A 24,853-nucleotide genomic window follows, 5' to 3' on the forward strand; every position below is an offset into this window, starting at 1 on the left:
ATAGATGGGATTCTATTCGGTTGTCCGCCAAAACATGCCGAAAAAATATTGTGAATCCTGTGCAAAGATGGTTGTACCTGCGTATAGGTTAAGGGAATTGTTGTTATAAATAAGAGTAGCGTGATCGAAAGCGATCATATCCTCTGAGCGGGGACGAAGGCGAGGGGGAATCAGAAGTATGGCATGGCTCGCACTGGCGTTAGTTGTATTTATATTTCAAATCGCGACGATCCTTATCGTGGAATTCCGGCATCCATCGAAGACGGTGGCGTGGCTGCTCATTCTATTCTGTTTTCCGGTGATTGGATTTGCGGTCTATTATTTCGTAGCCCAAGATTATAAGAATCGGAGGAAGGTTCGGAAGAAAGGGACTACGATTTTTCGGAAAAAAAGAAAGCTGATCTGGCAGAATTCTTCCATTGTGACCCGGCATTTCCAGAGCAATAATTATGAACTGCGCCGAGAAGGACGATTGTTCCGGCTGCTGACGCATTTATCCGAAAGCCCGATTAGCGGCTGTAATGAGACGGTGGTGCTCACGAATGGTGAGGCAACCTATGAGGCGATGTTTAAGGCGATGGAGCAGGCTAAGCATCATATTCATTTGGAATTTTATATTTTTCGCGGTGATCGGATCGGTACAAGGTTTCAGCAACTGCTGTTGGAGAAGGCTAAGCAGGGCGTGAAAGTACGAATTATCGTGGACGGACTTGGGAGTTATGGATTGAATGATCGGTTTGTGAAGCCGCTGAAGGACAGTGGGATTGAATTCTATAGCTTCCTGCCGCCGCTGTTCGCCTTGTATCATAAGAAGCTGAACTTTAGGAATCATCGTAAAATCGTCGTGGTTGACGGGAAAATTGGTTTTGTCGGCGGCATCAACATTGGTGATGAATATTTAGGGAATGATAAAAAGCTCGGATTTTGGCGTGACACACAGATTCAGGTACGCGGCGATGCCGTCTATTTTCTACAAAATACGTTCGTAAATGACTGGTTTGTCGTATCGAATCGAGAACTCAGTGATCTTGACTTATATCCGCAGCATGAATGCCAAGGCTCCGAGCAGGTGCAGATGATTGCGAGTGGCCCAGATTCCCATTGGGATGCCATTCAGGAGATGTTCTTTGGGGCGATATCGGTGGCGAAGCATCGCATCTATATACAGACGCCTTATTTCATTCCGGATTTGAGCATTTTTACGGCTCTGAAGACAGCCGCAGTAAGTAAGGTAGACGTTCGAGTTATAATTCCGGGTGTAAATGATTCGAAGCTGGTGAATCTTGCGACCTTGTCTTATGTAGAAGAGCTTATGCAGGCGGGTGTTCGGTTCTATCAGTATAAAAAAGGATTCATGCATGCCAAGGTTGTCCTGATCGATCGGATGCTGGCTTCCGTGGGAACAGCGAATATGGATATGCGGAGTCTATTTAGCAACTTTGAGTTAAATGCGGTATTGTTCGATCGCGGTACGATTGACCGGCTCTATGCCGATTTCGAGCAGGATTTGAAAGATAGTAAGGAATTGATTCTGAAGGAATTCGAGCAGCGTTCCCGGATTCAGAAAGGCAAAGAAGTATTGGCACGCATGCTGTCACCGTTGTTATAGCTCTTACACCGAATTGAATGGGAACTGGGTGAAACGGGTATATTGTAGAGGACTACGAAGAACCATCAAGGAGGACTAGTAACAATGGATGCACGTCGTGCGCAAGAAATTTATAAGAGCCAAGATACCATTGCGGTGAAGCTTGATACTGGTGAATCCGTCTGGATTGAGAATGTAGATGAAGCCAATCAGATGGCGACCGTACAAATCGGCTCTCGTCCGACGGATACGCAGACGGTGTCTGTGGGACGGCTGAGTGAACATTAAGCAGAAATGCTGAAATAAGAAGATGGTATGAGATGGAACCGGCCCGAACCCAAGATGCGAGCAAGTACGCAGACTTATGGTTCGGGCTTTTTTCGAATCGCGAGGGCTATGCCTGAATATTGCAGGCAGGGAAGAGGGCCGATATAATAAGAGCATTATGCAATATGTATCAGGCAGATCAGGCAGATAGGTATGCTTGAATCATACGGAGAAGAACTGGAGTTGAAAGTGGTGTTTAATACGTATACATTCCGTTCCATGCAAGAAGCAGACACTGAACGGCTTGCTGCAAGGCTGGCGGATTGGATTCAGCCGGGGACTGTTATTGCGCTGGACGGTGATTTGGGAGCGGGGAAGACGCGATTCTCTCAGGCGCTAGCTCGCGCGATTGGCGTGCCTGATGTCGTGAATAGTCCGACATTTACGATTATCAAAGAATATGAAGGAACAACACTTCCTTTCTATCATATGGATGTCTACCGTCTGTCCATCGAAGAAGCGGACGAGCTTGGACTCGATGACTACTTCTTCGGGCAAGGGTTGACGGTTGTGGAATGGTCGAGTTTGATTACGGAGCTGCTGCCTGCGGCGTACTTGCACATTTATATTGAATACGCCGGGATGACAGAACGGGTATTCCATGTGCGTGCATATGGCTCTCCCTATGAGGCATGGTGTGAGGAACTGAACAAGGAGGGGGCGTCATCATGATGAGCAAAGAAGCACCGCGTAAGCGGTTTTTGGCAATCGATACATCGACTGCGATGTTAAGTGTTGCTGTTGTTGAAGGTACACGTGTACTGAAAGAGGTCTCTTCATCAGCAGAACGCAATCATTCACTTTATTTAATCCCGACGGTGAAAGAGGTCCTTCATGCATTGGATCTGGGAGAGCAGGATTTGGATGGCATTATCATAGGCCGCGGACCAGGCTCCTATACAGGTGTACGTATTGGTGTGACGGTTGGAAAGACACTGGCATGGGTATGGAAAAAGCCGATTGTCGGGGTCTCAAGTTTGGAAGGTCTAGCACTCGCGGGGTGGCAGCACGGATTGCATGCGGAAGGAGCCGAAGCTTCGGCTGGTGAATTAGACATGCTCCCATTAAGTTCAATCGATGCGCAGCAGGATCAGCACTGGATCGTCCCGTTGATGGATGCCCGTAGAGGACAAGTCTATACTTCCCTGTGGTGCGGCGAGGTGGCTGCGGATTCGACCCCATGGGCCAATCTCGAAGAGGATCGGGTTCGGCTCATGAAGGAGTGGGTTAATCAGCTAGCGGAAAAGGCTGAAGTTGAAGGAACGCCATCTTCGATATGGGTCGTGGGTGACGTGGAATTGCATCGAGCTGAAGCGGAGCGTCTAGGCACGCTAGTCCGTTGTCCGGTGCAGATCGTTGGTCATACGATAGAAGCAAGATGGCTTGGCCTTACGGGCGGCAAGAGACTGATGCAAGGGGAGTATGATGATGCGCATCGATTGGAGCCGAATTATACACAGCTTGCAGAAGCGGAAGCGAAGCTGCTCGGGAAATCGTAGAGGGGGAATGCGAATCATGGATGAGTATAAGGACCAGGCAACAGACGGGCTTTGCTTTCGGCTAATGCAGCTGAATGATATTCCGGATGTCGTAGAATTAGAGAAACAAGCGTTTACGCTTCCTTGGACAGCAAAAGCGTTCCGGAATGAGTTAGCGCACAATCATTTTGCTAAATATATGGTTATGGAATGGAATAGCCAGATTATTGGCTATGGCGGGATGTGGTTCATCATGGATGAAGCGCATATTACGAATATTGCCGTTCGCTCGGGATATCGCGGTCGGAAGTTGGGTGCTAGACTGCTTAAGGAAATGATGAAGACAGCAAGTTTTGTCGGGATGAAGAAGATGACACTTGAAGTCAGAGTGTCGAATCATGTCGCGCAAAATTTATATCATAAATTTGGTTTCTCGGCAGCGGGCGTTCGTCCGGGTTATTATTCCGATAATAATGAAGATGCACTTATTATGTGGGCGGATATTCCAGAGCATTGGGAATCCATCGAATCTGGGGAAACAACCCCTGGATCGAAGGAAGCAGGTGACAGTCATGAGTAATCTAGGCGGCGAAGAAGGAAAGCCGAATTATATATTAGCCATAGAGACAAGCTGTGACGAGACAAGCGTGGCAATCATTAAAGACGGCAAAGAAATATTGTCGAATATCGTTGCGAGTCAGATCGAGACACACAAACGCTTCGGCGGTGTCGTGCCGGAGGTGGCATCACGCAAGCATGTGGAGACCATTACGATCACGACGGAGGAAGCGGTGGAGGAGGCAGGCATCGCCTTAACCGATTTGTCTGCGATTGCGGTGACCATGGGACCTGGCCTTGTCGGGGCGCTGCTCGTCGGGATTGTAGCGGCCAAAGCGCTCGCAATGGCATTGGATTTGCCTTTGATCGGAACACATCATATTGCAGGGCACATTTATGCGAATCAGCTCGTACATGAGTTGGAATATCCATGTATGGCGCTCGTTGTATCCGGTGGGCATACGGAACTTGTGCTGCTCGAGAGCGAAGGTGTATTTCGTGTGATCGGGCGAACGCGAGATGATGCGGTGGGCGAAGCGTATGATAAAGTCGCGCGAGCGCTGCAGTTCCCATACCCGGGGGGACCGCATGTGGACCGTCTTGCGCATGAAGCGGAAGCAGCAGTTCCATTGCCGCGTTCCTGGTTAGAACCGGATTCCTATGATTTCAGCTTCAGTGGTCTGAAGTCTGCGGTGCTGAATGTGATTAATCAGACGAAAATGAGGAACGAAGAATTAAACTTCACGCATGTTGCACGTGGATTCCAAGAGTCGGTCATTGACGTCTTGACGGAGAAAGCGATTCGCGCGGCGAAGGAGTTCGAAGTAAAGCAGCTGCTCATATGCGGTGGCGTAGCCGCCAATCGGGGTTTACGTGAAGCGTTGACGGCTCGATGCGCAGCAGAAGGCTTGCCGCTCCTTATTCCGCCGTTCGCGTTATGCAGTGATAATGCGGCGATGATTGGTGCGGCGGCGTACCTGAAGTGGAAGCGCGGTGAGTTTACAGCGCTGGATCTGAAGGGGGAGCCGACATTGTCGCTCGAAGCTTGGTCCGTTCAAAGCTAGTCCATATACGAAAGGCTGTATCGATTCTCTTCATGGAAGAGTGTCGATACAGCCTTTTTTGTTAAATACGAACATTTGTATGCTGTAGCTTACGGTACTGCATCAACATGGCGATACGCCATGGAAGCAGCATGCCGAACGCGAGAATGAAGAAGAGACCTGCGCTTTGTGGGACCGTGATGTATTTTTCAAGCACATCATGAAGGATGACGCGAAGCACAAGGAGTCCAACAATGACGAAGATGAACATATTGGAGCGTTTCAAATAGATCAGCTCATCCTTTTGCTCGAATCGTGATGTAAGGATCAGCGGATAAGAGAAGAGAATTGCCCCGACGAGAAATGAGGCTAGAGCCCAAGTTAGCGGGACTCGAAACTCAGGTACCACGAACATGAAGAAGCCGGATACCATACCGATCGGTGGCATAATAATTTTTTTCATATTCGTAGGTTTGTTCGTAGCGCGCAGTCGTAGGAAGATAACGGCGGACCCGCCTAATATGGTTGCAAGAATGGAAAGGCCGTGCATAGAGAATAAAGAGCCAGCCAAGACAATCACCTCATTGTGGAATATAGAGTGCGTGCAATGCATTAAGTCGTATTATAGCACAAAGCATCTGGAGAAATCTCCTGTTCCTTAGAGCTGGTTTGGGGGGTGACTTTAAACTTGTGGACAAAGTTATCCACATATCCGACGAGAGCTGTGCATAACCGTTGTAACGCTATGGCGCGCAGTGATGCGGGTTTTATGGAAATCGGGGATAGCTTTTTCATGTCGAATCGGTTATTTCTGTGGATAATGTGGATAAAAAAGTGAATAATTATGGAAATTGCATGTTACCCCCTCGTATATCAATAAAAAAAGCGGCCATATAGGCCGCAAGGAGGATAAAGTTATTCACTTTATTTGTGGATAAGGCTGTGTACAAGCGTATGCTTAAGCCATTGTCTCTTCCCATTGCTCGTACGTTAACGCCAGACGGGACTTTTTCTCATCGATTTGGGTCTGAGCTTCCTGTACGGCAACGTAATCTTGATAGACTTCAGGAAGCGTGAGTTTGTGCTCCAGCTCCGTAATTTCCGTTTCAAGCTGCGCGATATCGGCTTCGAGCTGTTCTTGTTTGCGCTGTCTGTTTCGTTCATCGCGTTTTACTTGTTTGTTGTCTTCGAAGGAAGAGGCACCGCCGGATGATTTGTCTCCCGATCCGTTATTTGTTACGGATTCTTTGTTAGTCGCAGCTGCAGCTTCGGCTAACATTTCAGCAATTTCTTGCTTTTTCTCGACATAATCATCGTAATTTCCTAGGAAATGTTGCGTGCCAGTCGGACCAAGTTCTACGATACGCTCGGCCATTTTGTTCAAGAAGTAACGGTCATGGGAGATGAATAGTAACGTTCCTTCATAATCCATGAGTGCGGATTCCAACACTTCTTTGCTGAAGAGATCCAGATGGTTCGTCGGCTCATCCAGGATCAGCATGTTAGCTTTTAAGAGCATAAGCTTAGCGAGCGAGACGCGAGCTTTCTCCCCACCGCTCAACGACATGACTTTCTTAAGCACATCTTCTCCGCTAAATAAGAAATTGCCTAACACGGTACGGATCCGTGCTTCCTCTAGATGAGGATAGGCAGACCAGAGCTCCTCGAGTACGGTATTATTCGGATTAAGTCCTGTCTGTTCTTGATCGTAATACCCCAGTTTGACATTCGTGCCCCAGTTAAAGGATCCGCTTAACGGTTGCATCTGTCCGACAAGAGCCTTCAATAAAGTGGATTTGCCAATCCCGTTCGGACCAATGAGGGCGACCGTTTCACCCCGGCGCAAATCGAGTGAGACATTCTTGAATAGGGTTCCTTTATTCGGAAAACCCATGGCAAGATCACTAACCTGCAGCACTTCCTTCCCGGATGTGAGCTCCACTTCGAAGGTGAAGGACGCTTTCTTCATATCACCAAGCGGTTTCTCTATACGATCTATCTTCTCGAGTGCTTTACGGCGGCTCTGCGCGCGTTTGGTCGTCGTTGCGCGTACGATATTTTTACGGATGAAATCTTCCATCTTCGCGATTTCAGTCTGTTGACGTTCATAGTGCTTGCTCTCGATTTCGTAGTCTGCTGCCTTAAGCTCGATATATTTGCTGTAATTGCCGGTATATCGCTTCGATTGATGCCGCTCGATTTCGACAATGTTCGTGACAAGAGCGTCGAGGAAGTAGCGGTCATGTGATACAACGACGATGGCGCCGGCGTATCCGCGCAAATAATCTTCAAGCCAAGTTAATGTTTCGATATCCAGATGGTTCGTTGGCTCGTCCAGCATGAGCACATCTGGGGCTTGTAGCAGGATGCGAGCAAGTGCAAGTCGGGTCCGCTGGCCGCCGCTTAACGTATGAATGGGCGTATCGAAGGAGAAGCTCCCAAATCCCATCCCATGTAGAATAGATTTGATCTTGGTCTCAACTTCATAGCCGCCTTGTTCGCGGAACCAATCTGAGCGTGTGGCATAGCGGTTCAACGTGTCCGCATATTTCTTATCATCTGCCATCAACGTCGGATCGGCGATTTGTTGTTCTAGATCACGCAGTTCTTTCTCTGCATCAATCAAATGCGCGAAGACCTGCAGCATTTCATCCCAGATCGACCGATCGGATTGCAGGCCGCTGTTCTGGGCAAGATACCCAAGGCGTGTCTCTTTGGCTTTGAAAATTTGCCCTTGATCTGGGCGGATTTCACCGGCGATAATCTTAAGCAGTGTAGATTTGCCCGCGCCGTTCACACCTACGAGACCGATTCGTTCTCGATCATTGACCATCAGGTTAATATTTGACAGAATATTGGTTACACCATAATTTTTCGTTATTCCTGAAGCTTGAAGCAGCATTTCGTCGATACCTCCAACACATGTTCACGGTTTCATTAGTACATATTGTACATGAATTTTGAGGAAAGTGCGAAGAAATGGAAGGATAACGTTGAAAACTAGCGAAAGTAAATGAACAATGGTAAACTAAGGGTGTGATTTCGTTAAATGAGCGAGAAACAAGAGATTCGCAAGCGAATCAGGACCTTGCGTAAGGCCCTGTCCGCGAGTGAGCATCGGGTGAAATCCGAACGAATATGTAGAGAAGCTGCGAGGTGGGTTGATCATAAGGCCCTGTCGGGAGAACAATCCGCGAATCGTAGCGTTTTCGTCTATCTTCCCTATGAACACGAGATCGATGTCATTCCTTTCATTCAGCATTGCTGGGACCGGGGATATGTGGTTTATGCACCACATGTGGATCAAGCCGCTGGACAGATGCAGTTGTTCCAGATCCGATCGTTATCCGATGTAGAAGTTGGCAGCTACGGCATTCGGGAACCGAAATTATCGCTTCCTCTACTACCTGCGACAAGGTGGGCAATGCTTGATTGGGTTGTCGTTCCAGGGCTCGCCTTTGATCAGCATGGCGGGCGGATGGGATACGGCGGCGGCTATTACGATCGTTTTATGGCAAGAGTTGCTGCGTCACATCCAGAATCCGATCGAAGGCCGCTATGTATTGCGTTGGCATTCGGGTTACAGGTGATTGATCATGTGCCAATGGAGGTCCATGATTTGCGTGTAGATTGCTTAATTACGGAAGACATGACACTCGTTATAGACTCAGCCAGTTATAATGGCTAGCTTGATGATGATTGATATAATACATGAATTTTTCTTTTATATACGATAGAAGTACTACATGGAAAAACTATATATTGAAGTTCGACATTCGAGGGAGGAGTGCGAAATGATCTGGAGAGTAGGAATCCTAACCGCTAGCGATAAGGGCTCAAGAGGCGAACGCGAGGATACGAGCGCGCAAGTCATTCGCGAGATGATCGAAGAGGAGCTTGGCGGTGAAATCGTCGAGTATCGCATTGTACCGGATGAGAAGGATGAGATTATGGCGGGGCTGATCGAGATGGCCGATTATTTCCAGACTCATTTGATCTTGACGACAGGCGGGACAGGCCTAGCCGAGCGTGATGTCACACCGGAAGCAACGTTGAAGGTGGTTGACCGCGAGGTACCGGGGATGGCGGAGGCCATGCGCGCAGCATCCATGGTGAAGACAAGACGGGCAATGTTATCGCGCGGAGTATGCGGGATTCGTGGAAAGACATTAATTCTGAACTTACCGGGGAGCCCGAAAGGCGTGCACGAGAATCTCAATGCAGTCATGGACCAGCTTCCGCACGCACTAGACATCATCACAGGCCGTTACAAGGAACACCAAGATGAATAATCGAAGTATTTCTTCTTCGCTTCTTTTCCGAAGCCTACCGTAGATCGCATCGATTTGTACCGGACGATATGGTGATAATTGTCACGAAAATTTCCTAATTGAAGGAACAAATGTGTGATATGATACTGCTGACAGGCGGGACGTCTGTAGATCCCGATGATCGGACGCCTGGAGCAATCCGGCAAGCAAGCGTGGAAATTATCCGCTAAGGGACGCCAATGCTGCCAGGTTCCATGTTATTAATGGGCTATTTGGATGCTAGAACAGAATCGATATTATTTTCGCTGATGAAGTGAACGAAGGGGGATATGCAAGGTGGGAGGCATAGGCGTTACAGGCTTTATTTTGCTGATTATCGTCGCATTGTTATTGTTCGGCCCGAATAAGCTGCCTCAATTAGGTCGCGCATTTGGTCGGACATTGCGTGAGTTCAAAGAGGGAGCGCGTGATATTATCTCAGACGATGAGTATGATGATCGCAAACCCGCGAAGCAAGAAATTCGCAGTACGGACAGCACATCGCAGCCTGTACAGGATCAGAAGCACGCGAATGATAAACGTTTACCTGATTAATATTAGCGTGGTGGTTGTATGACAGAGCAGCATATCGAAGCAGACGACATGACGATATGGGAGCATATCGGCGAGCTGCGCAGACGAATCTTCTATATTCTGATTGTATTGGTCCTTGGGATGATTCTCGGGTTTGTCGTTACAGACCCAATCTATAATTATCTAATTGCCATTGCGCCGGTAAAAGACATGAATTTTCATGCTTTTTCGATGTGGGATGCAATCGGTATCTATATGAAATTTGCTTTTGTGATTGGTTTAATCGTAGGCCTTCCGTTCACGGTCTACCAGGTCTGGTTGTTCGTACGCCCGGGGTTACGCGATGTTGAACGCAAGGGTGCCGTGCAATACATTCCGTTTGTTCTGCTATTATTTCTAGCTGGTCTTGCTTTCTCTTATTATGTTGTATTTCCACTCGCATTCTCGTTCACGACGGAAATGACGAAGCATATGGGACTCGTGGAGACCTATGGGGTTACACAATACTTTTCATTCTTATTCAATATTCTCATTCCGATCTCGCTCTTGTTCGAATTGCCGATTATCATTATGTTCTTGACCAAGATTCGAATCGTGAATCCGAAGAGATTGCGTAAAATGCGAAAGTTAGCCTATTTTGTATTGATCTTCATCGGTGTAGTGATTACACCGCCGGATTTGATCTCAGACTCGCTCGTTGCTGTGCCATTGATCCTTTTGTACGAATTCAGTGTATGGTTGTCTTCGCTTGTTTATCGGAAGCAGCTTGCGCGAGAACAAGCCTGGGAAGAAGAATACGAATCGTAGGAACAATAGAAGACGCTTATCGGATGAACCGATAGGCGTCTTTTTGGCTAGGATCGTAAGTTTTCATATTTTAGAAGCATGTAAAAGATGCGATCTGTCTCAAGTCTACGCCGAAATACATCCAGAAGAAGCCATTCCAGCGGAACCCGGCTACGGAGTCGCGTCCGACGAATACAGGGAAAAACCAGAATTGCTGGCCGTTGTTCAGCCATACATACGTATTTCGGAACAGACAACGGCTAATGGCTCCTGGATCTACAGCGAAGACACCTGCTTGCGCTTGGGGCATAGCCGGTGTGAATTGTGGTGGCGGTGAGGTTGGAGCTTGTGTTCCGGAGGGTCCTTGTGGGGAACCTCCAGGAAAGAAGGGGCCTTGAGGAGGCATAAATGCCATGAAGTTCACTCCTTATCGTTATTTTAGCAATCTTATCTTTAACGTATGGGGGCGGATGACTATCGGCTTGGGCACGTGTCTTGGTATGTGTATTTATTTTTCATGCGAGTATCGATTGGCATAATTTGGTTGACATTGGATAGAATGGGTAGGTGTGCCGAAGCGGAAGAATGTTGAAAAGTTCATGTAAATTTAGAGAAAAGGACTTGAAATGTTCTTCCAAAATAGGTATCATAAAAATTGTTATTAGCACTAATGGTGAACGAGTGCTAATACATTACACATAATGGTTAATGCTTAAAAAACATATTTAAAGGAGGCTATTTTTCATGATCAGACCTTTAGGTGAACGCGTATTAGTTGAAGCAGTAGAGAAAGAAGAGACAACAGCATTCGGTATCGTATTGCCAGACTCCGCGAAAGACAAACCACAAGAGGGTAAAGTTATTGCGGTAGGAATCGGCGCGGTGAAAGATGGCGTTCGTATTCCGCTTGAAGTGAAAGAAGGCGACCGCGTAATCTTCTCGAAATACGCTGGCACTGAAGTGAAATTCGAAGGTAAAGAATACTTGATTATGAAAGAAAGCGATATCCACGCGATTATCGGCTAATTGATCCAATCAGTGAATCCATAATAACAATTATTTAGGGAGGTTTTTCACGATGGCAAAGGAAATTAAATTCAGTGAAGACGCACGCCGTGCGATGCTTCGTGGTGTAGATACATTAGCAAACGCAGTAAAAGTGACGCTTGGACCTAAAGGTCGTAACGTTGTTCTTGAGAAAAAATTCGGAAGCCCGCTCATCACGAATGACGGTGTTACGATTGCGAAAGAAATCGAACTTGAAGATGCATTCGAGAACATGGGTGCACAACTTGTTAAAGAAGTAGCTACAAAAACTAATGATGTTGCCGGTGACGGTACAACAACAGCTACCGTTCTTGCTCAAGCGATGATTCGCGAAGGTTTGAAGAACGTAACTGCAGGTGCCAACCCAATGGTCATCCGTAAGGGGATCGATAAAGCGGTTCGTGCAGCGGTTGAAGAATTGCAAAAAATTGCAAAACCAATCGAAGGTAAACAATCGATCGCACAAGTTGCTGCAATCTCGGCTGCTGACGATGAAGTTGGTGAATTGATCGCAGAAGCAATGGAGAAGGTCGGCAAAGACGGCGTGATCACGGTTGAAGAATCCAAAGGCTTCTTAACAGAACTTGAAGTGGTTGAAGGTATGCAATTCGACCGTGGATACACTTCCCCGTACATGATTACTGATACAGACAAGATGGAAGCTGTCCTAGACAACCCTTATATCTTGATCACAGATAAGAAGATCTCGAATATCCAAGAAATCTTGCCAGTGCTTGAGAAAGTGGTTCAAGCAGGTAAGCAACTTCTAATCATCGCTGAAGATGTTGAGGGTGAAGCACAAGCGACACTGATCATGAACAAACTTCGCGGTACATTCACTTGCGTATCCGTTAAAGCTCCAGGCTTCGGCGATCGCCGCAAAGCAATGCTTGCTGACATCGCTGCATTGACTGGTGGTCAAGTGATCACAGAAGAATTGGGTCTTGATCTGAAATCGACTACAGTCGGGCAATTGGGTACTGCGCGTCAAATCCGCGTAACGAAAGATAATACAATCATCGTTGATGGCAACGGTGCAAAAGAAGATATCGAAGCACGCGTGAACCAAATCCGTGCTCAATTGGAAGAGACAACTTCCGAATTCGATAAAGAGAAATTGCAAGAGCGTCTGGCTAAATTGGCTGGCGGTGTAGCGGTAATCAAAGTTGGTGCAGCTACTGAAACAGAATTGAAAGAGCGCAAATTGCGTATTGAAGATGCATTGAACGCTACACGTGCAGCGGTTGAAGAAGGTATCGTTGCAGGTGGTGGTACGGCGCTTGTAAGTATCTACAACGCTGTAGCAGCAGTTCAAGCGAACGGTGACGAGCAGACTGGTGTGAACATCATCTTGCGCGCTCTAGAAGAGCCAGTTCGTACAATTGCGGCGAACGCAGGTCAAGAAGGATCTGTTATCGTTGAGCGTCTGAAAAAAGAAGCGGTAGGCATCGGTTACAATGCAGCAACTGGCGAATGGGTGAACATGATCGAAACAGGTATCGTTGACCCAGCGAAAGTAACGCGTTCCGCATTGCAAAACGCAGCATCTGTTGCAGCTATGTTCTTGACAACTGAAGCGGTAATCGCTGACAAGCCAGAACCGAACAAACCAGCTATGCCTGATATGGGTGGCATGGGCGGTATGGGCGGCATGATGTAATCATCAGGCCAAAAACCTTGATATATCAACAAAAAAGGACCCGCGAGGGTCCTTTTTTTTAATGAAAATCACATTTGTATCACGAAAAAATGCTACAAGTCCAAGGAAGTGTCTCGGCAGAGCCAGTTATAGCCGTTATAGCATGCTCATACTAACGCCGATAAGATAAGGAATTAGCCACAGAATCCAGACAATCAAACTGAATCGATGGAAATTATGCTGTGATTTCGCTGTTCCTTTCCATTTGACCATAGCGGCCCAGACCGCGTGGATAAGCATAAGAATAAGTGCAGCACCTCCAGTTAAGGCATGAATAATATTCCCGCCATTCGTTGCGAGCGCACTCATCATCGTTGTGCCTGTCGTATCACAGATGAGGCCGAGCAGAAAATAAATCAGATGTTTGTTCTGAAGCGTGCCTGAACGTTTTTCTCCCCAGACACCGATCGTGTAGAAGACAAGTGCACAATTGATAAAAATAATTGCAGCTGTTAGCATGTAGGTTCACCTCGTGTTGTGATGTGCGATTTCTTTTTCAAATGTATCCTATCATGGTTAGATGAATGCAGTGTGAACAGAACATTACGGTTGCGATAGTGGAGAAGTTCGAGTTGTTGACAATGCAATCTGAATTCTCTATAATGTCTGTAATCTTATATGTTCTATACGTTGAAAGAGCGAAGTAGCAGCTTGTCCCTGTTCTCAGAAAGCTGGGGGTTGATGAGACCCAGTACACACAAATCCTGCGAATTACACTCTGGAGTATCTTAGGTGACCCTAAGCGGAGTAGCGATCGATAATATCGCTGAGAGTGGTATTTATGGCGACGTACGCGCTGTGAATACAATTTGGGTGGTAACACGGTTATTCAATCGTCCCGATGTCTAGAATAGACAGGGGACGATTTTTTGTTGTTTATTCGGAGAATTTTTAACGATGAAAAGGAGATGGAGAACATGACGATGAACATTATCGACGAACTCGAATGGCGCGACGCCATTAACCAACAGACGGATGCAGAAGGATTGCGTCAATTGACGAATGAGAAATCAATCTCCTTGTACTGCGGCGTTGACCCGACAGGCGACAGTATGCATATTGGACACTTAATTCCGTTCATGATGCTAAGACGCTTCCAGCTCGCTGGACACCGTCCTGTCATTCTAATTGGTGGAGCAACAGGAACGATTGGGGATCCAAGTGGCCGCCAATCGGAGCGCTCTCTACAGACGATGGAGCAAGTACAAGCGAACGTTGAAGCGTTAACTGCACAGATGAAGAAGCTGTTCGATACGGATGGCAGCAACCAGCTTCGAATGGTGAATAACTATGATTGGACACATAAAATCAATGTCATCGACTTCTTGCGCGATTATGGGAAGAATTTCAGTATCAATGCGATGCTCGCAAAGGATGTTGTAGCAAGCCGTCTTGAGAGCGGAATTTCTTTTACGGAGTTTTCGTATCAGATTCTTCAATCCCTCGACTTCCTTCATTTGTTCAAGGAAGAGGATGTTCAACTGCAAATTGGCGGTTCTGATCAATGGGGGAACATCACGAGTGGCTTGGATTTGATTCGTAAGAAAGAAGGATCGGAAGCAAAAGCCTATGGCTTAACGATTCCACTTATGCTGAAATCCGATGGTACGAAATTTGGTAAAACGGCTGGTGGCGCGGTATGGCTTGATCCGAACAAAACTACCCCATTCGAATTCTACCAATTCTGGGCGAACACGGATGATCGCGATGTCATTAAGTACCTGAAATTCTTTACGTTCCTGGATAAAGAAGCGATTGATGCATTAGTGGAGAAGGTTCAGACAGAACCGCATAAACGTGAAGCGCAGAAGACGTTGGCTGAAGAAATGACGAAGTTCGTGCACGGTGAGGAAATGCTGGAGCAAGCGAAGAAAATCACCGCAGCATTGTTCAGTGGAGATATCAAATCATTGACCGCAGACGAGATCGAGCAAGGATTCAAAGAAATGCCGACTTTCCATGCGACCAAAGAATCGAAGAATATCGTAGAATGGCTGGTCGACCTGGGCATCGAGCCTTCCAAACGCCAGGCGCGTGAGGATATTACCAAAGGCGCGATTTCCATGAATGGCGAACGCGTTACGGATCTTGAGATGGAAGTAACCGTAGAGAACTCTTTCGATGGCCGATTCATCATTATCCGTAAAGGGAAGAAGAATTATAGTCTAGTTCGATTGACTTAATAAGAACTAGGTTTGGGTTAGCAAGAACTCCTCACATTTTTTTATGAACTTGTGGGGAGTTTTTTGGTATCTAGTAAGGTACGGTATATTAGGGAAATATTGACGTTAAAGGCTGGAAGTCTTATAATGGCGGTAAATGATGGTAAGACTATTGTCATTTTTAGTAATATAAAGGGGATCTATGAGATGGTTTACGATGGGATTTTAATCGGGTTAATTGTTGGGTTTATAAGAGCAGGTTTTCTAAACGGTCTCATCGCAATCTCGAATGTTCGAATAAAAGGCGGACTAATCTTTCCAGTCCTACTGATTCTTCAATTTGCTATGTTTTACATACAAGAGAAAGTTCAGTTTTTTGCTGATATTAGTGGATATTTCTATATTGTTGTTTACATAACAGGCCTCTATCTATTGTGGCTTAATCGACATGAGAAAGGTTTCGGGTTTATTTTTGCTGGTGTAGCCTTGAATTTCGTCGTTATGATCGTGAACAATGGGCGTATGCCGGTTTCCTTAGAAGCGGCCTCAGTACTAGAACCGATATATCTACAGATGCTTCAAAGTGGTACGGCTGTAACGAAGCATTTTCTGATGGATAGTTCAACCAGTTTACCATTCCTTGGTGATATTATACCTTTATCATCACCCTACCCCAGAACGCAGGCGATCAGTGTGGGAGATGTTATTATGAATTTTGGGATGTTTATCTACCTTCAGAAGATTATGCTGGAGGAGAAAATTCGTACTTCTTTAGTCGAGACACAATGACTATTAATTTTATACTAGACTAATGTGAAAGGGGATACATACGATGAAAAAAATTAAAGGCATCAACGTTGCGGGCATTTTGCTAAATGTTGTGATTGTAGCATCGGTTGTTATTGCATTAACATCGGGCTTTAGAGTAGGAGATTAATATTAAGACGGAAAGGAGGTAGGATTGCCTGCTTCCTTTTTGTTTGAAGAGACTAAGAGAGAGAAGGTAGGGAGAATCTTTGTTACATAATTTTAAACTACAATTAAGACAACCTGGGTTTATTTATGCGTTGTTGGTTTCCCTAGTAGGTTTCGCACTCTTTGTCTGGAATTTTGATAAAACTCTGTTTTCTAAATCACCATCAGACTGGGTGATGTTTTACGCATTTATTGCATCAGTATTATTGCTTCAATGTTTTATGTTTCGAGTTCCTCCTGAAGGGAACTATGAATCTATGGATTCCGCTGTACTGATGGCAGTTCTTTTTGTATATGGTGGAGGATATGCACTTTCAGTCTTATTTATTAGTTCTATTGTTCTTGTATTTATAGATAAGAATACAACGACACTTTGGAAACATTTATTGAATTTCAGTGCTTATACGATGATGTTGCTTGGTGCTGAAGCTTTCTTTCATTTTTCAGGAGGCCATACAGGAATATTTGAATTGAATCATCTGTTTGCATATATAGCGTCACTATCTATGTATTCATTAATTAATGTTATCTTCATGAGTTGTTATTTTTTTATTGTGTCCAAAGTTAAGCTTCATGATATCGTAGTTGGTTTTGTAAAAGATGCGATATTTGCATATGTTAGCACCATGTTGTTGTCACTTGTTTTAGTGATGCTACTGGAGAAAAACGGGTTTTTTGGATTGTTATTGATCTCAGCAATCACTCTTTTGTTATCCTTTTCCTTCAAAAAATTATATTTGATCTACAACCAAGTAACCGAAAAAGCGAACATTGACCAGCGAACAGGACTTTATAACCATAGCTACTTCGAAGAGAAGCTGGATGAATATATTAAGCAATATCGATCACAAGAGCGTACTTTTTCACTTGCCATGCTCGACCTAGATGATTTCAAAAAATACAATGATGCTTATGGGCACCCTGAGGGAGACAAGTTGCTAAGTTTTTTTGGTAATCTCGTAAAGAAGGAGTGCGAGCCCCATCAATTCTTAGCGGCGCGATACGGCGGCGAAGAGTTCGCGATTATTATGCCAGATTATACGTTGGATCAAGCAAAGGGATTTATAAATGGCTTAAGAAAGCTCGTGAACCATACGCCTTACGATGGTGTAGATGTGTTCCCGCATGGCTGTATATCCTTTTCGGCAGGTTTACTTGAAATTAATAAGGACCATTATGATAAGTCGCAATTAGTCGATGCAGCGGATCGTGCCTTGTATCTGGCGAAATCTAAGGGAAAGAATATGGTATCAATCTATGGAGAACAGGATGCGCCTCCACAGCGTTTGGAATACGACATTCACGAGCTCGAACAGCAGGTCAAGATCTTCCTATCCAAAGACATCTACACCTACAAACACTCAAAACGTGTCTACTCCTATGCGGTGGATATGGCAGAAGTCTTGCAGCTGAATGAAGAAGATCGTCGAACACTGATTTTAGGCGCGTTGATTCATGATATCGGCAAATTAGAGATTCCACGAGATGTGCTGAATAAGAAGACGAAGCTGACTCCGGATGAATGGGAAATGGTCAAGAAGCATGTTCTATGGGGCAAAGAAATTGTGCTAGCGACGGGCAAATATAAGGAGCTTATTCCACTTATTGAGTTGCATCACGAACGTTACGACGGCAAGGGTTACCCACATGGCTTAAAAGAAAATGAGATCCCACGGCTTGCTCGAATGCTCTGTATCATCGATTCCTTTGATGCGATGACGACAGAGCGGCCTTATCAAGCAACGAAATCGTATGAGGAAGCGTTGAATGAGATCAGACGATGTACAGGCAGTCAGTTTGATCCGGAGCTTGCTGGGTATTTTATCGCTTATATTGAAAAGAAATATACCATCGACACTTCTCGAGTGCTGACTTCCTAATCATGATTAGGAGTCGGCATTTTTTATTTGTGTGATATGAGGTCTTCTTCGTATAATCAGAATGATGGAAGTCTATGACCTATCACCATATTAAGGGAGGGACAGGAAATGAACATTCTTGTCATCGGTGGATCACGGTTTCTTGGCAGATTTGTCGTCGAAGAGGCGCTGCGTAAAGGCTATCAGGTAACGGTATTTAATCGAGGGCAACATAATGGAATTTTTGAAGGACAGCCTGTAGAACAGCTGATTGGAGATCGACAACAGGATCTATCACTGCTGCGTAATCGATCTTGGGATGCGGTTGTGGATACATGCGCCTATCTCCCGGGTGATGTTACAGGGCTATTGGATATGCTCAAGGGCAATATCAAACACTATACGTTCATCTCCAGTATTTCAGTGTATCAGGATTGGGTTCCTGTCGGCATTGATGAGTCGTATACAACGCCAACGCTATCGGAGGAGAAGTTACAAGAGCTTCTAAATGATCCCTCGGTTACTTTACCAGGAGAGCACTATGGTCACTTGAAACGAATGTGTGAGATGGAAGCGGAGCGTATCATGCCGAATCAAGTCTTGCATGTTCGTCCTGGTTTGATTGTTGGACCTCATGATGAATCAGATCGATTGACTTATTGGGTAAGACGTGTGGGTGAAGGTGAGGCTGTGCTTGCGCCAGAATTCCCGGAGCAGCAGATTCAATTCATTGATGGCCGTGATCTTGCTTGTTGGATTCTGCATGGCGTAGAACAACAGATTACCGGGATTTATAATGCAACAGGTCCCGCGAGACCGCTAACGATGGAGCAATTCCTGAACACGTGCCGAGGCGTCACGAATAGCAATGCGGCATGGATATGGGCGAAGGAGCAATTTTTACTCGATCATGGGGTTCAACCATGGCGAGATTTGCCGTTATGGATACCGCATAACTTTCCGCTAGAAGAGGGAGGAGAGCCTTGGCGCGGTGCAGGTTCGGTGGATATAACATGCGCGTTGGAGGCAGGACTCACCTTTAGACCTCTGGAAGCCACGATTGCAGATTTATGGAATTGGGATCAGCAACGATTGCAGGAGGGGAAGCCGCTTAAGGCAGGATTAACCTCTGATAGAGAAGTAGAATTGATTCGTTTATATCGTGACGAGCAGTAATTGTTAGGCCTCCGTAAGGAGGCTTTTTTTATTGATTCATGGACGAAGATCAGCACTATCTGTCTCAATTTGTTGATCGGACAGATGTCGAGAAATGCAGCAATAGCAAGGTTTTTAAGGGGAAAAATGACACAAAACAAAATGTATCTTTTTGGTAGATTTTTGATTGACAAGGATACATATTGTATCATAAATTTAATATACAAAAATTCATAGATGAGAGAGTAGAGGAGGATCTAGTCATGTTGAACTTCGAATGGTTGTACAGCAAGGTCTGGCAATCCGGATCGGTGGTAGAGGATGTCATAGATCCAATTCTATTAGGGATTCTGATTCTTAGTATCATCAGTTACGGATTATTCCGCATCGTTCAGCGCAAGAAAGGTAGAGTCCACTCCAAATCGGCGCGTTCGGCAGCGGGATGGGGAATGATGACGCTCATGGCAATCGTCGTATTGCGAGAAGGATATATGCTGCTTAAGGTCACGGGTATGATGGTTGTTTTGGCACAAGTGATTGTATCGGTAGTGTCTGCTTGAAGTATTTCAGAGGCATTCGAAGAATGGGACTGGGACGGTGCAGGATGGAAAGCATGAATCGCTTAACTGCTGAATATGATTTTGATGGTGGACGATATTGGATTTTGGATTGTAGACAGGAGCCCTCAGGACATATCGTGATGTCGAGCAAGTATGTGCTGGAGCCGAGCTATCAACTGGCTTATGTGAATCACTCGATGCGATCCAAAGTGTGGGTTGTTACGCATGGCGATGGTGAGTTCATACATAACGGGGAAAGCCGACAAGTACGTGCGGGTGATGTCTTGCAAATTATGGCCGGTAAACCACATTGCATTCGTGCGGTGACCGAAATGAAGTGGGCTGAAGTCCAAGTGGGAATAGGCGGTCTCAATGAAGTGGAGGAGCAGCTTAAGGTCTGGTGGGGCGAATTGGAGCTAATGGATGAAGGGGTCTTATTACAATGAAACGTTGGGTATGGATTGTCTCGATAACCGTCTTTCTGCTGCTGTGTGGCGCAGGCGGCGTTGCCTATTATGTCTACAGCTCGGTCAAAGAGACGGCGGAGCAAATGTACATCCCTGTGAAAGCCAATAAGCCGGTATATGTGAGCCAAGATACGACCGTGAAGCCAAAGACAGAACCTGTAGCTGTGGAGAAGCTCGAACCCTTCAACGTACTCGTCATGGGTGTGGATGAACGTGAACATGACCGAGGTCGGTCCGACACCATTATTGTGGTTTCTGTAAATCCGAATAAGCCATCAATGCTAATGTTCAATCTCCCTCGTGATACAAGAACCGAAATTGTAGGTCATCATTCAGTGGATAAGATGAATCATGCTTATGCCTTTGGAGGCGTTGAGATGGCGCTTGCGACCGTAGAGAAGTTCCTCGATATGCCGATAGATTATGTCGTTAAAATTAACATGGAGGGCTTCGTGCAGCTCGTCGATTTGGTAGGTGGTGTGGAGGTCGAGAACCCGTTCGCATTTAATCAGGAAGGGGTTCATTTCAATAAAGGGACTCTGCAGCTGGACGGGGAGCATGCGCTGCTCTATACTAGGATGCGGTATGATGATCCACGCGGGGATAAGGGACGGAATGATCGTCAGCGTCAGGTATTACTTAAGCTGATGCATACCGCGATGCAGTGGGGTAGTATCGATCGGATTCCGAGCATATTAAAGGCTCTTGGCCGAAATGTGAAGACGAACATTTCATTCGACGAGATGAAGTATATGTACAAGAACTATCTGCCTGCGTTTAATACCATTGATACAACCGAGGTGCAGGGGACGGGAACACGGATTAGTAACATTTACTATTACCTCGTGAATGACAAGGAACGTAAACGGCTGCATGATCTGTTAAAATCAAATCAGTGACGATACAGCAAACCCGCCAAGTCTTTCTTGGCGGGATAAATTGTGTTATTTTAACAGTATCTTATACTTTCCTTTAAAGCATGACGCGGAATAATTAGATGCGTTCGTGTCCATATTTTAGATATAGATTAACATCAAGAGACGAAAATTTTGCGACCCTATTAGACATAGAATTGTATAGTTCTAATGAAGTGCGTACAATTTGTGTTGTTCGCATAATAAAGGAGACCATAAGATTGAAAACACAACCCATCTTATCTCAAAGCATTATACAAATGGATCACAACAACGCTTATTCGGATGATCAAATCGTTAACATATTTCTAGCTTCGTTTCATCATTCGGCCTACACGATACGAAATTATCGGAACGCCATTAATAAATTCAGGGATTTCCTCGGAAATAAAACGCTTAAAGAAGCGACGTGGAAAGAACTTGAGATGTATAAACTCGGGTTAATTCAGGGGTATTTAAGTAAAGGGAATAAGCCGCAAGCTCCCGCAACGGTAGCAGCTCTTATTGCACCTCTAAGATCGCTCTATAAATGGGGGAATGATCCGAATATTGGCATTTTCGCGAACAATCCGACGACAAGTCTTCGTATTCCGAAAATAACAATCACCAGTAAGAACCACTATCTCACTGAAACGGAATTGGTTCACCTAATCAACCAGCTTAAGAAGCAGAGTTTAAGGAATTATTTGATTGGATTGACCCTTGTCTTACTAGGGTTGCGGGTATCTGAGCTCATATCGATTATGAAAGAGGATTTTCATACCGATCCGGGAGGAACCACCATGTGGTTGACCGTATTCGGCAAAGGCGGTAAAGAACGTGAAGTGAAAGTTCCGAAACGATTGTGGACGATACTCTCGCAATACTTCATGATGCTGGAACAAAAATCCCCTGCTAAAGACTCGCGCATCTTCCCTATCTCTGTACGCTATATTGAGAAAATTATTCAAAATGCACGAATAGAATGCGGTCTAACCAAAGTGGTAACCCCCCACTGGCTCAGACATACGAATGCGACATTAGCCCTTCTACGCGGTGCGACCCTCCAGCAGGTACAAGAGTCCCTTGGGCATACGCATATCAATACAACACAAAGATATCTACATACTGTTCAGCAAATTCAGAAAGCAGCTCCCGATTACGTTGAAGAATGCTTAAAAGATATCTTATAGGTAAATAAGACTATTATTTCGTTTAAGTCACTTGAAATAATAGGAAAGGTTTACTATAATTAAATCGATATTTGTATAAAGATGTCGAACAACACAAATTGTACGTACTAACCATTTTACCATGTAATGGAGGTAAAGGGGATGGATGCGGACAGGAATATGGGATGGATTGTTAAAAAATGTTGAAGATCCTCAATTGAGCGAGCGGTCTTCAATTTCTTATGCATAACATGGCGAAGAAGGTGAGGTATTGCGATACGTTCACATCTCGGAAGTGCTGCATGACTTGTTGGAGAAAGACAAGATCACGTACGAGCATAGTATCCGGGTGGGATATTTAGCGAAATGTATAGCGAAGCAATTACAACTAACCAAGACGCAAGCGAGTCAGCTGATTATGGGTTGTTGTCTTCATGATATCGGTAAAATTCTAATTCCGACGGAGATTCTGACGAAGGATACGCAATTGACGGCATATGAATGGGATGTCATGAGACAACACCCGATCCTTGGGGCAGAACGACTATCGTTACTCCAGCTCGGTAGTCGTACGGTTATGGATATCGTCAAATATCATCATGAACGGTGGAATGGCGAGGGTTACCCTTCCGGATTAATGTGGGATAATATCCCTCCGTTTGCACGGATATGCGCAGTCATTGATGCCTTGGACAGGATGATATCAGATCAGCCTTATCGACCGGCAATGACGCTTGAGGAGGCTAAGGCTGAATTAATTCGCAACACCAATAGTCAATTTGATAAAAAATACGTTGCAGCATGTCTACGAATCCCGGATGAAGAATTATTGAGGAAGGAGATCGATATTCTAGAGCTGCTAAAGGACATGGGAGTGAAGGAGGAACAACATGACAATTTCAACTTTATTTCCAGTGATGCAAAGCGAGTTTCTAGACGAAGCTACAGCACAAATTAATTATGTAGGTCAAGAAATCAAAAAGGTAGATTTGTCGCACAAGTCCAATCGATTATTAGAAGTTGAGCAAATGAAACAACTCAGATATGAAATGGAACGGTTGTTGAACCTTGTACGGCATTGGAAGCTGAACATGACTCACGATATTATTAATCTGGTTTTTCGCTGTATGGATCAAATGCGAATGCTGAAGGATGCGATCCTGCTTGGATATAACGTCACAGCGGATGTTATACCGTTGCTTCGAGAATTAAGAGGTTACGCCGAGACAAGTGAGAAGAACGCCAACATGCGTCAAGACATATTAAGCAGTATTTCAGCAGAGGCTGGCAAGGCATTCAACCTGGATGCTATCATCCATCGCATTCAGAATGAAGGAATTCGTGTGCTTCAGATTCAGGTTGGTCTCGCTTCCCGATGCATGATGAAGATGGCCTGTGCGATGGTTATACTGGATCAGATCGGCTCCTTGGTCGGGGAGGTGTTGTATATGGAGCCGTCCAGCGATGAGGCAGGAGAGGACTCCTACAGCAAGGTTCGATACGTCGTCGTGGATCCCGTTCGCGTGGACGATATTCAGGGGTGGCTGCAATCGATGCGGGATGTTACCTATGTCGATGTTCACTTCAAGGTTTAACTAATCCGTCACGGTTTCGTGTAGGAAAAAGCGCCGCCATCTATCAAGATGCGGCGCTTTCGGTTTTCCTCCCGCCACCAGAAACCGCAGAGAGAATCCTTGGCGGTTGATTTTTGGAGTTCGTGGGGTTGGTCAGGTTATTTCAAATGAATCTAAGATGGAAGGGTAGAACTCACGGAAAAGTCTACGTCCGGTCTTTGGCAGCCCATTTCATCCATCCAATCCAATCAAGGAAATGGGCGAACAAGAACCGGTTGGAGAGAGGTCTACCGTGGAATCGGCCAAATTCATTTGAAATCCCCCGCCTTTCCCCACAACAAAGAAACCGCCAGAGATTTCTCTCTGGCGGTTTCTTCTTATTAGTAACCCCAAATCATCGTGAACAACGTACCGAAGATCGTGACAAGACCCACGAAGAGGGCATAAGCAATGTTGAGGTAAAGGCTCGTTTTCGTATCCTTCGATTCATTGATGTGCATGAACAGGAACAGTTGCGTTCCGGCTTGCAAGATGGCACAGATAAGTAGGATTGCAAGTCCTACGGTGTAGGTGATACCATCCATCAGAACCGCCAGCGCGACGACCGAAAGGACAAGTGAGAAGATATACCCCATGACATGCTTGATCGGGAATAGCTGCTTCATC

The 24,853-nt window shown here is 45.5% G+C and carries 28 protein-coding genes and 1 other annotated feature; of the genes, 23 read left to right on the forward strand and 5 right to left on the reverse strand.

Going from position 1 to position 24,853, the window contains the following annotated elements; all coding sequences use genetic code 11:
• Positions 1-178: 178 nt before the first annotated feature.
• From cls to tsaD, 6 genes are all read left to right on the forward strand, one after another.
• Positions 179-1,609: a cardiolipin synthase gene (cls, locus tag C558_RS0117495; RefSeq protein ID WP_018757589.1), complete on the forward strand. Its 1,431-nt coding sequence runs from the start codon at positions 179-181 to the stop codon at positions 1,607-1,609.
• 84 nt (positions 1,610-1,693) lie between these two features.
• Positions 1,694-1,876: an H-type small acid-soluble spore protein gene (locus tag C558_RS0117500; RefSeq protein ID WP_018757590.1), complete on the forward strand. Its 183-nt coding sequence runs from the start codon at positions 1,694-1,696 to the stop codon at positions 1,874-1,876.
• A gap of 192 nt (positions 1,877-2,068) precedes the next feature.
• A complete protein-coding gene (gene tsaE / locus C558_RS0117505) occupies positions 2,069-2,587 on the forward strand; it encodes a tRNA (adenosine(37)-N6)-threonylcarbamoyltransferase complex ATPase subunit type 1 TsaE (RefSeq protein WP_018757591.1) in 519 nt (172 codons plus the stop codon).
• Positions 2,584-3,414 carry a tRNA (adenosine(37)-N6)-threonylcarbamoyltransferase complex dimerization subunit type 1 TsaB gene (gene tsaB / locus C558_RS0117510; RefSeq protein WP_018757592.1) on the forward strand — a complete coding sequence of 277 codons (831 nt, stop codon included), beginning with the start codon at positions 2,584-2,586 and terminating at the stop codon, positions 3,412-3,414. Before tsaE ends, tsaB begins: the two co-directional genes overlap by 4 nt.
• Before the next feature lie 16 nt (positions 3,415-3,430).
• On the forward strand, positions 3,431-3,973 hold the full coding sequence (rimI, locus tag C558_RS0117515) for a ribosomal protein S18-alanine N-acetyltransferase (RefSeq protein WP_018757593.1): 543 nt from the start codon (positions 3,431-3,433) through the stop codon (positions 3,971-3,973).
• Positions 3,966-5,015 (forward strand): tRNA (adenosine(37)-N6)-threonylcarbamoyltransferase complex transferase subunit TsaD, encoded by a 1,050-nt coding sequence (gene tsaD / locus C558_RS0117520; protein WP_018757594.1) that lies wholly within the window; start codon positions 3,966-3,968, stop codon positions 5,013-5,015. Before rimI ends, tsaD begins: the two co-directional genes overlap by 8 nt.
• A gap of 61 nt (positions 5,016-5,076) precedes the next feature.
• On the opposite strand, the gene C558_RS0117525 is transcribed toward tsaD, so the two are convergent.
• Complete coding sequence (locus C558_RS0117525; RefSeq protein ID WP_018757595.1) at positions 5,077-5,565, reverse strand: CcdC family protein; 489 nt, start codon at positions 5,563-5,565, stop codon at positions 5,077-5,079.
• 387 nt (positions 5,566-5,952) lie between these two features.
• On the reverse strand, positions 5,953-7,896 hold the full coding sequence (locus tag C558_RS0117530) for an ABC-F family ATP-binding cassette domain-containing protein (RefSeq protein ID WP_018757596.1): 1,944 nt from the start codon (positions 7,894-7,896) through the stop codon (positions 5,953-5,955).
• A gap of 147 nt (positions 7,897-8,043) precedes the next feature.
• Here C558_RS0117530 and C558_RS0117535 point away from each other — a divergent pair, with 147 nt between their 5' ends.
• The 5 genes from C558_RS0117535 (at position 8,044) to tatC (ending at position 10,645) form a co-directional block, all read left to right on the forward strand.
• Positions 8,044-8,682 (forward strand): 5-formyltetrahydrofolate cyclo-ligase, encoded by a 639-nt coding sequence (locus C558_RS0117535; protein WP_018757597.1) that lies wholly within the window; start codon positions 8,044-8,046, stop codon positions 8,680-8,682.
• Positions 8,683-8,788: 106 nt separating this feature from the next.
• Positions 8,789-9,286, forward strand: coding sequence for a MogA/MoaB family molybdenum cofactor biosynthesis protein (locus C558_RS0117540; protein WP_018757598.1), 498 nt, complete (start codon positions 8,789-8,791; stop codon positions 9,284-9,286).
• 98 nt (positions 9,287-9,384) lie between these two features.
• Positions 9,385-9,495 carry a molybdopterin-binding protein gene (locus tag C558_RS34750; RefSeq protein WP_342662342.1) on the forward strand — a complete coding sequence of 37 codons (111 nt, stop codon included), beginning with the start codon at positions 9,385-9,387 and terminating at the stop codon, positions 9,493-9,495.
• Between the two features lie 106 nt (positions 9,496-9,601).
• Positions 9,602-9,859 (forward strand): twin-arginine translocase TatA/TatE family subunit, encoded by a 258-nt coding sequence (locus tag C558_RS0117545; protein WP_018757599.1) that lies wholly within the window; start codon positions 9,602-9,604, stop codon positions 9,857-9,859.
• An 18-nt stretch (positions 9,860-9,877) separates the two neighbouring features.
• Complete coding sequence (tatC, locus tag C558_RS0117550) at positions 9,878-10,645, forward strand: twin-arginine translocase subunit TatC (protein ID WP_018757600.1); 768 nt, start codon at positions 9,878-9,880, stop codon at positions 10,643-10,645.
• A 70-nt stretch (positions 10,646-10,715) separates the two neighbouring features.
• Here tatC and C558_RS0117555 read toward each other — a convergent pair whose 3' ends face one another.
• Positions 10,716-11,039: a hypothetical protein gene (locus tag C558_RS0117555; protein ID WP_018757601.1), complete on the reverse strand. Its 324-nt coding sequence runs from the start codon at positions 11,037-11,039 to the stop codon at positions 10,716-10,718.
• A 329-nt stretch (positions 11,040-11,368) separates the two neighbouring features.
• Here C558_RS0117555 and groES point away from each other — a divergent pair, with 329 nt between their 5' ends.
• On the forward strand, positions 11,369-11,650 hold the full coding sequence (gene groES, locus C558_RS0117560; protein ID WP_018757602.1) for a co-chaperone GroES: 282 nt from the start codon (positions 11,369-11,371) through the stop codon (positions 11,648-11,650).
• 52 nt (positions 11,651-11,702) lie between these two features.
• Complete coding sequence (gene groL, locus C558_RS0117565) at positions 11,703-13,331, forward strand: chaperonin GroEL (RefSeq protein WP_018757603.1); 1,629 nt, start codon at positions 11,703-11,705, stop codon at positions 13,329-13,331.
• 135 nt (positions 13,332-13,466) lie between these two features.
• Here the strand turns inward: groL and C558_RS0117570 are convergent, their stop codons facing one another.
• The gene (locus C558_RS0117570; protein WP_018757604.1) at positions 13,467-13,829 is read right to left on the reverse strand and encodes an HsmA family protein; all 363 of its coding nucleotides are present in this window, start codon (positions 13,827-13,829) and stop codon (positions 13,467-13,469) included.
• A 162-nt stretch (positions 13,830-13,991) separates the two neighbouring features.
• Positions 13,992-14,214: a binding site (T-box leader), on the forward strand.
• Positions 14,215-14,293: 79 nt separating this feature from the next.
• Between C558_RS0117570 and tyrS the strand changes: the two genes are divergently transcribed.
• From tyrS to C558_RS0117630, 10 genes are all read left to right on the forward strand, one after another.
• Positions 14,294-15,553 carry a tyrosine--tRNA ligase gene (gene tyrS, locus C558_RS0117575; protein WP_026263974.1) on the forward strand — a complete coding sequence of 420 codons (1,260 nt, stop codon included), beginning with the start codon at positions 14,294-14,296 and terminating at the stop codon, positions 15,551-15,553.
• Positions 15,554-15,679: 126 nt separating this feature from the next.
• The gene (locus C558_RS0117580) at positions 15,680-16,321 is read left to right on the forward strand and encodes a DUF5317 domain-containing protein (RefSeq protein ID WP_018757606.1); all 642 of its coding nucleotides are present in this window, start codon (positions 15,680-15,682) and stop codon (positions 16,319-16,321) included.
• Positions 16,322-16,548: 227 nt separating this feature from the next.
• Complete coding sequence (locus C558_RS0117590; protein ID WP_026263976.1) at positions 16,549-18,387, forward strand: bifunctional diguanylate cyclase/phosphohydrolase; 1,839 nt, start codon at positions 16,549-16,551, stop codon at positions 18,385-18,387.
• A 108-nt stretch (positions 18,388-18,495) separates the two neighbouring features.
• Positions 18,496-19,542, forward strand: coding sequence for an NAD-dependent epimerase/dehydratase family protein (locus tag C558_RS0117595; protein WP_018757609.1), 1,047 nt, complete (start codon positions 18,496-18,498; stop codon positions 19,540-19,542).
• Positions 19,543-19,784: 242 nt separating this feature from the next.
• On the forward strand, positions 19,785-20,081 hold the full coding sequence (locus C558_RS0117605; protein ID WP_018757611.1) for a hypothetical protein: 297 nt from the start codon (positions 19,785-19,787) through the stop codon (positions 20,079-20,081).
• Between the two features lie 53 nt (positions 20,082-20,134).
• The gene (locus C558_RS0117610; RefSeq protein ID WP_018757612.1) at positions 20,135-20,527 is read left to right on the forward strand and encodes a cupin domain-containing protein; all 393 of its coding nucleotides are present in this window, start codon (positions 20,135-20,137) and stop codon (positions 20,525-20,527) included.
• A complete protein-coding gene (locus C558_RS0117615; protein WP_018757613.1) occupies positions 20,524-21,447 on the forward strand; it encodes an LCP family glycopolymer transferase in 924 nt (307 codons plus the stop codon). Before C558_RS0117610 ends, C558_RS0117615 begins: the two co-directional genes overlap by 4 nt.
• 236 nt (positions 21,448-21,683) lie before the next feature.
• Positions 21,684-22,634 carry a tyrosine-type recombinase/integrase gene (locus tag C558_RS0117620; protein WP_018757614.1) on the forward strand — a complete coding sequence of 317 codons (951 nt, stop codon included), beginning with the start codon at positions 21,684-21,686 and terminating at the stop codon, positions 22,632-22,634.
• Positions 22,635-22,884: 250 nt separating this feature from the next.
• Positions 22,885-23,571, forward strand: a complete 687-nt coding sequence (locus C558_RS31305; RefSeq protein ID WP_018757615.1) for an HD-GYP domain-containing protein — start codon at positions 22,885-22,887, stop codon at positions 23,569-23,571.
• Positions 23,504-24,208 (forward strand): hypothetical protein, encoded by a 705-nt coding sequence (locus C558_RS0117630; protein WP_156826170.1) that lies wholly within the window; start codon positions 23,504-23,506, stop codon positions 24,206-24,208. Before C558_RS31305 ends, C558_RS0117630 begins: the two co-directional genes overlap by 68 nt.
• Before the next feature lie 359 nt (positions 24,209-24,567).
• Here C558_RS0117630 and qoxD read toward each other — a convergent pair whose 3' ends face one another.
• Positions 24,568-24,852: a cytochrome aa3 quinol oxidase subunit IV gene (gene qoxD, locus C558_RS0117635; RefSeq protein WP_026263979.1), complete on the reverse strand. Its 285-nt coding sequence runs from the start codon at positions 24,850-24,852 to the stop codon at positions 24,568-24,570.
• Position 24,853: the final 1 nt, after the last annotated feature.

The organism is Paenibacillus terrigena DSM 21567, from assembly GCF_000374845.1.
GTDB classification, from domain to species: Bacteria; Bacillota; Bacilli; order Paenibacillales; family Paenibacillaceae; genus Paenibacillus_K; species Paenibacillus_K terrigena.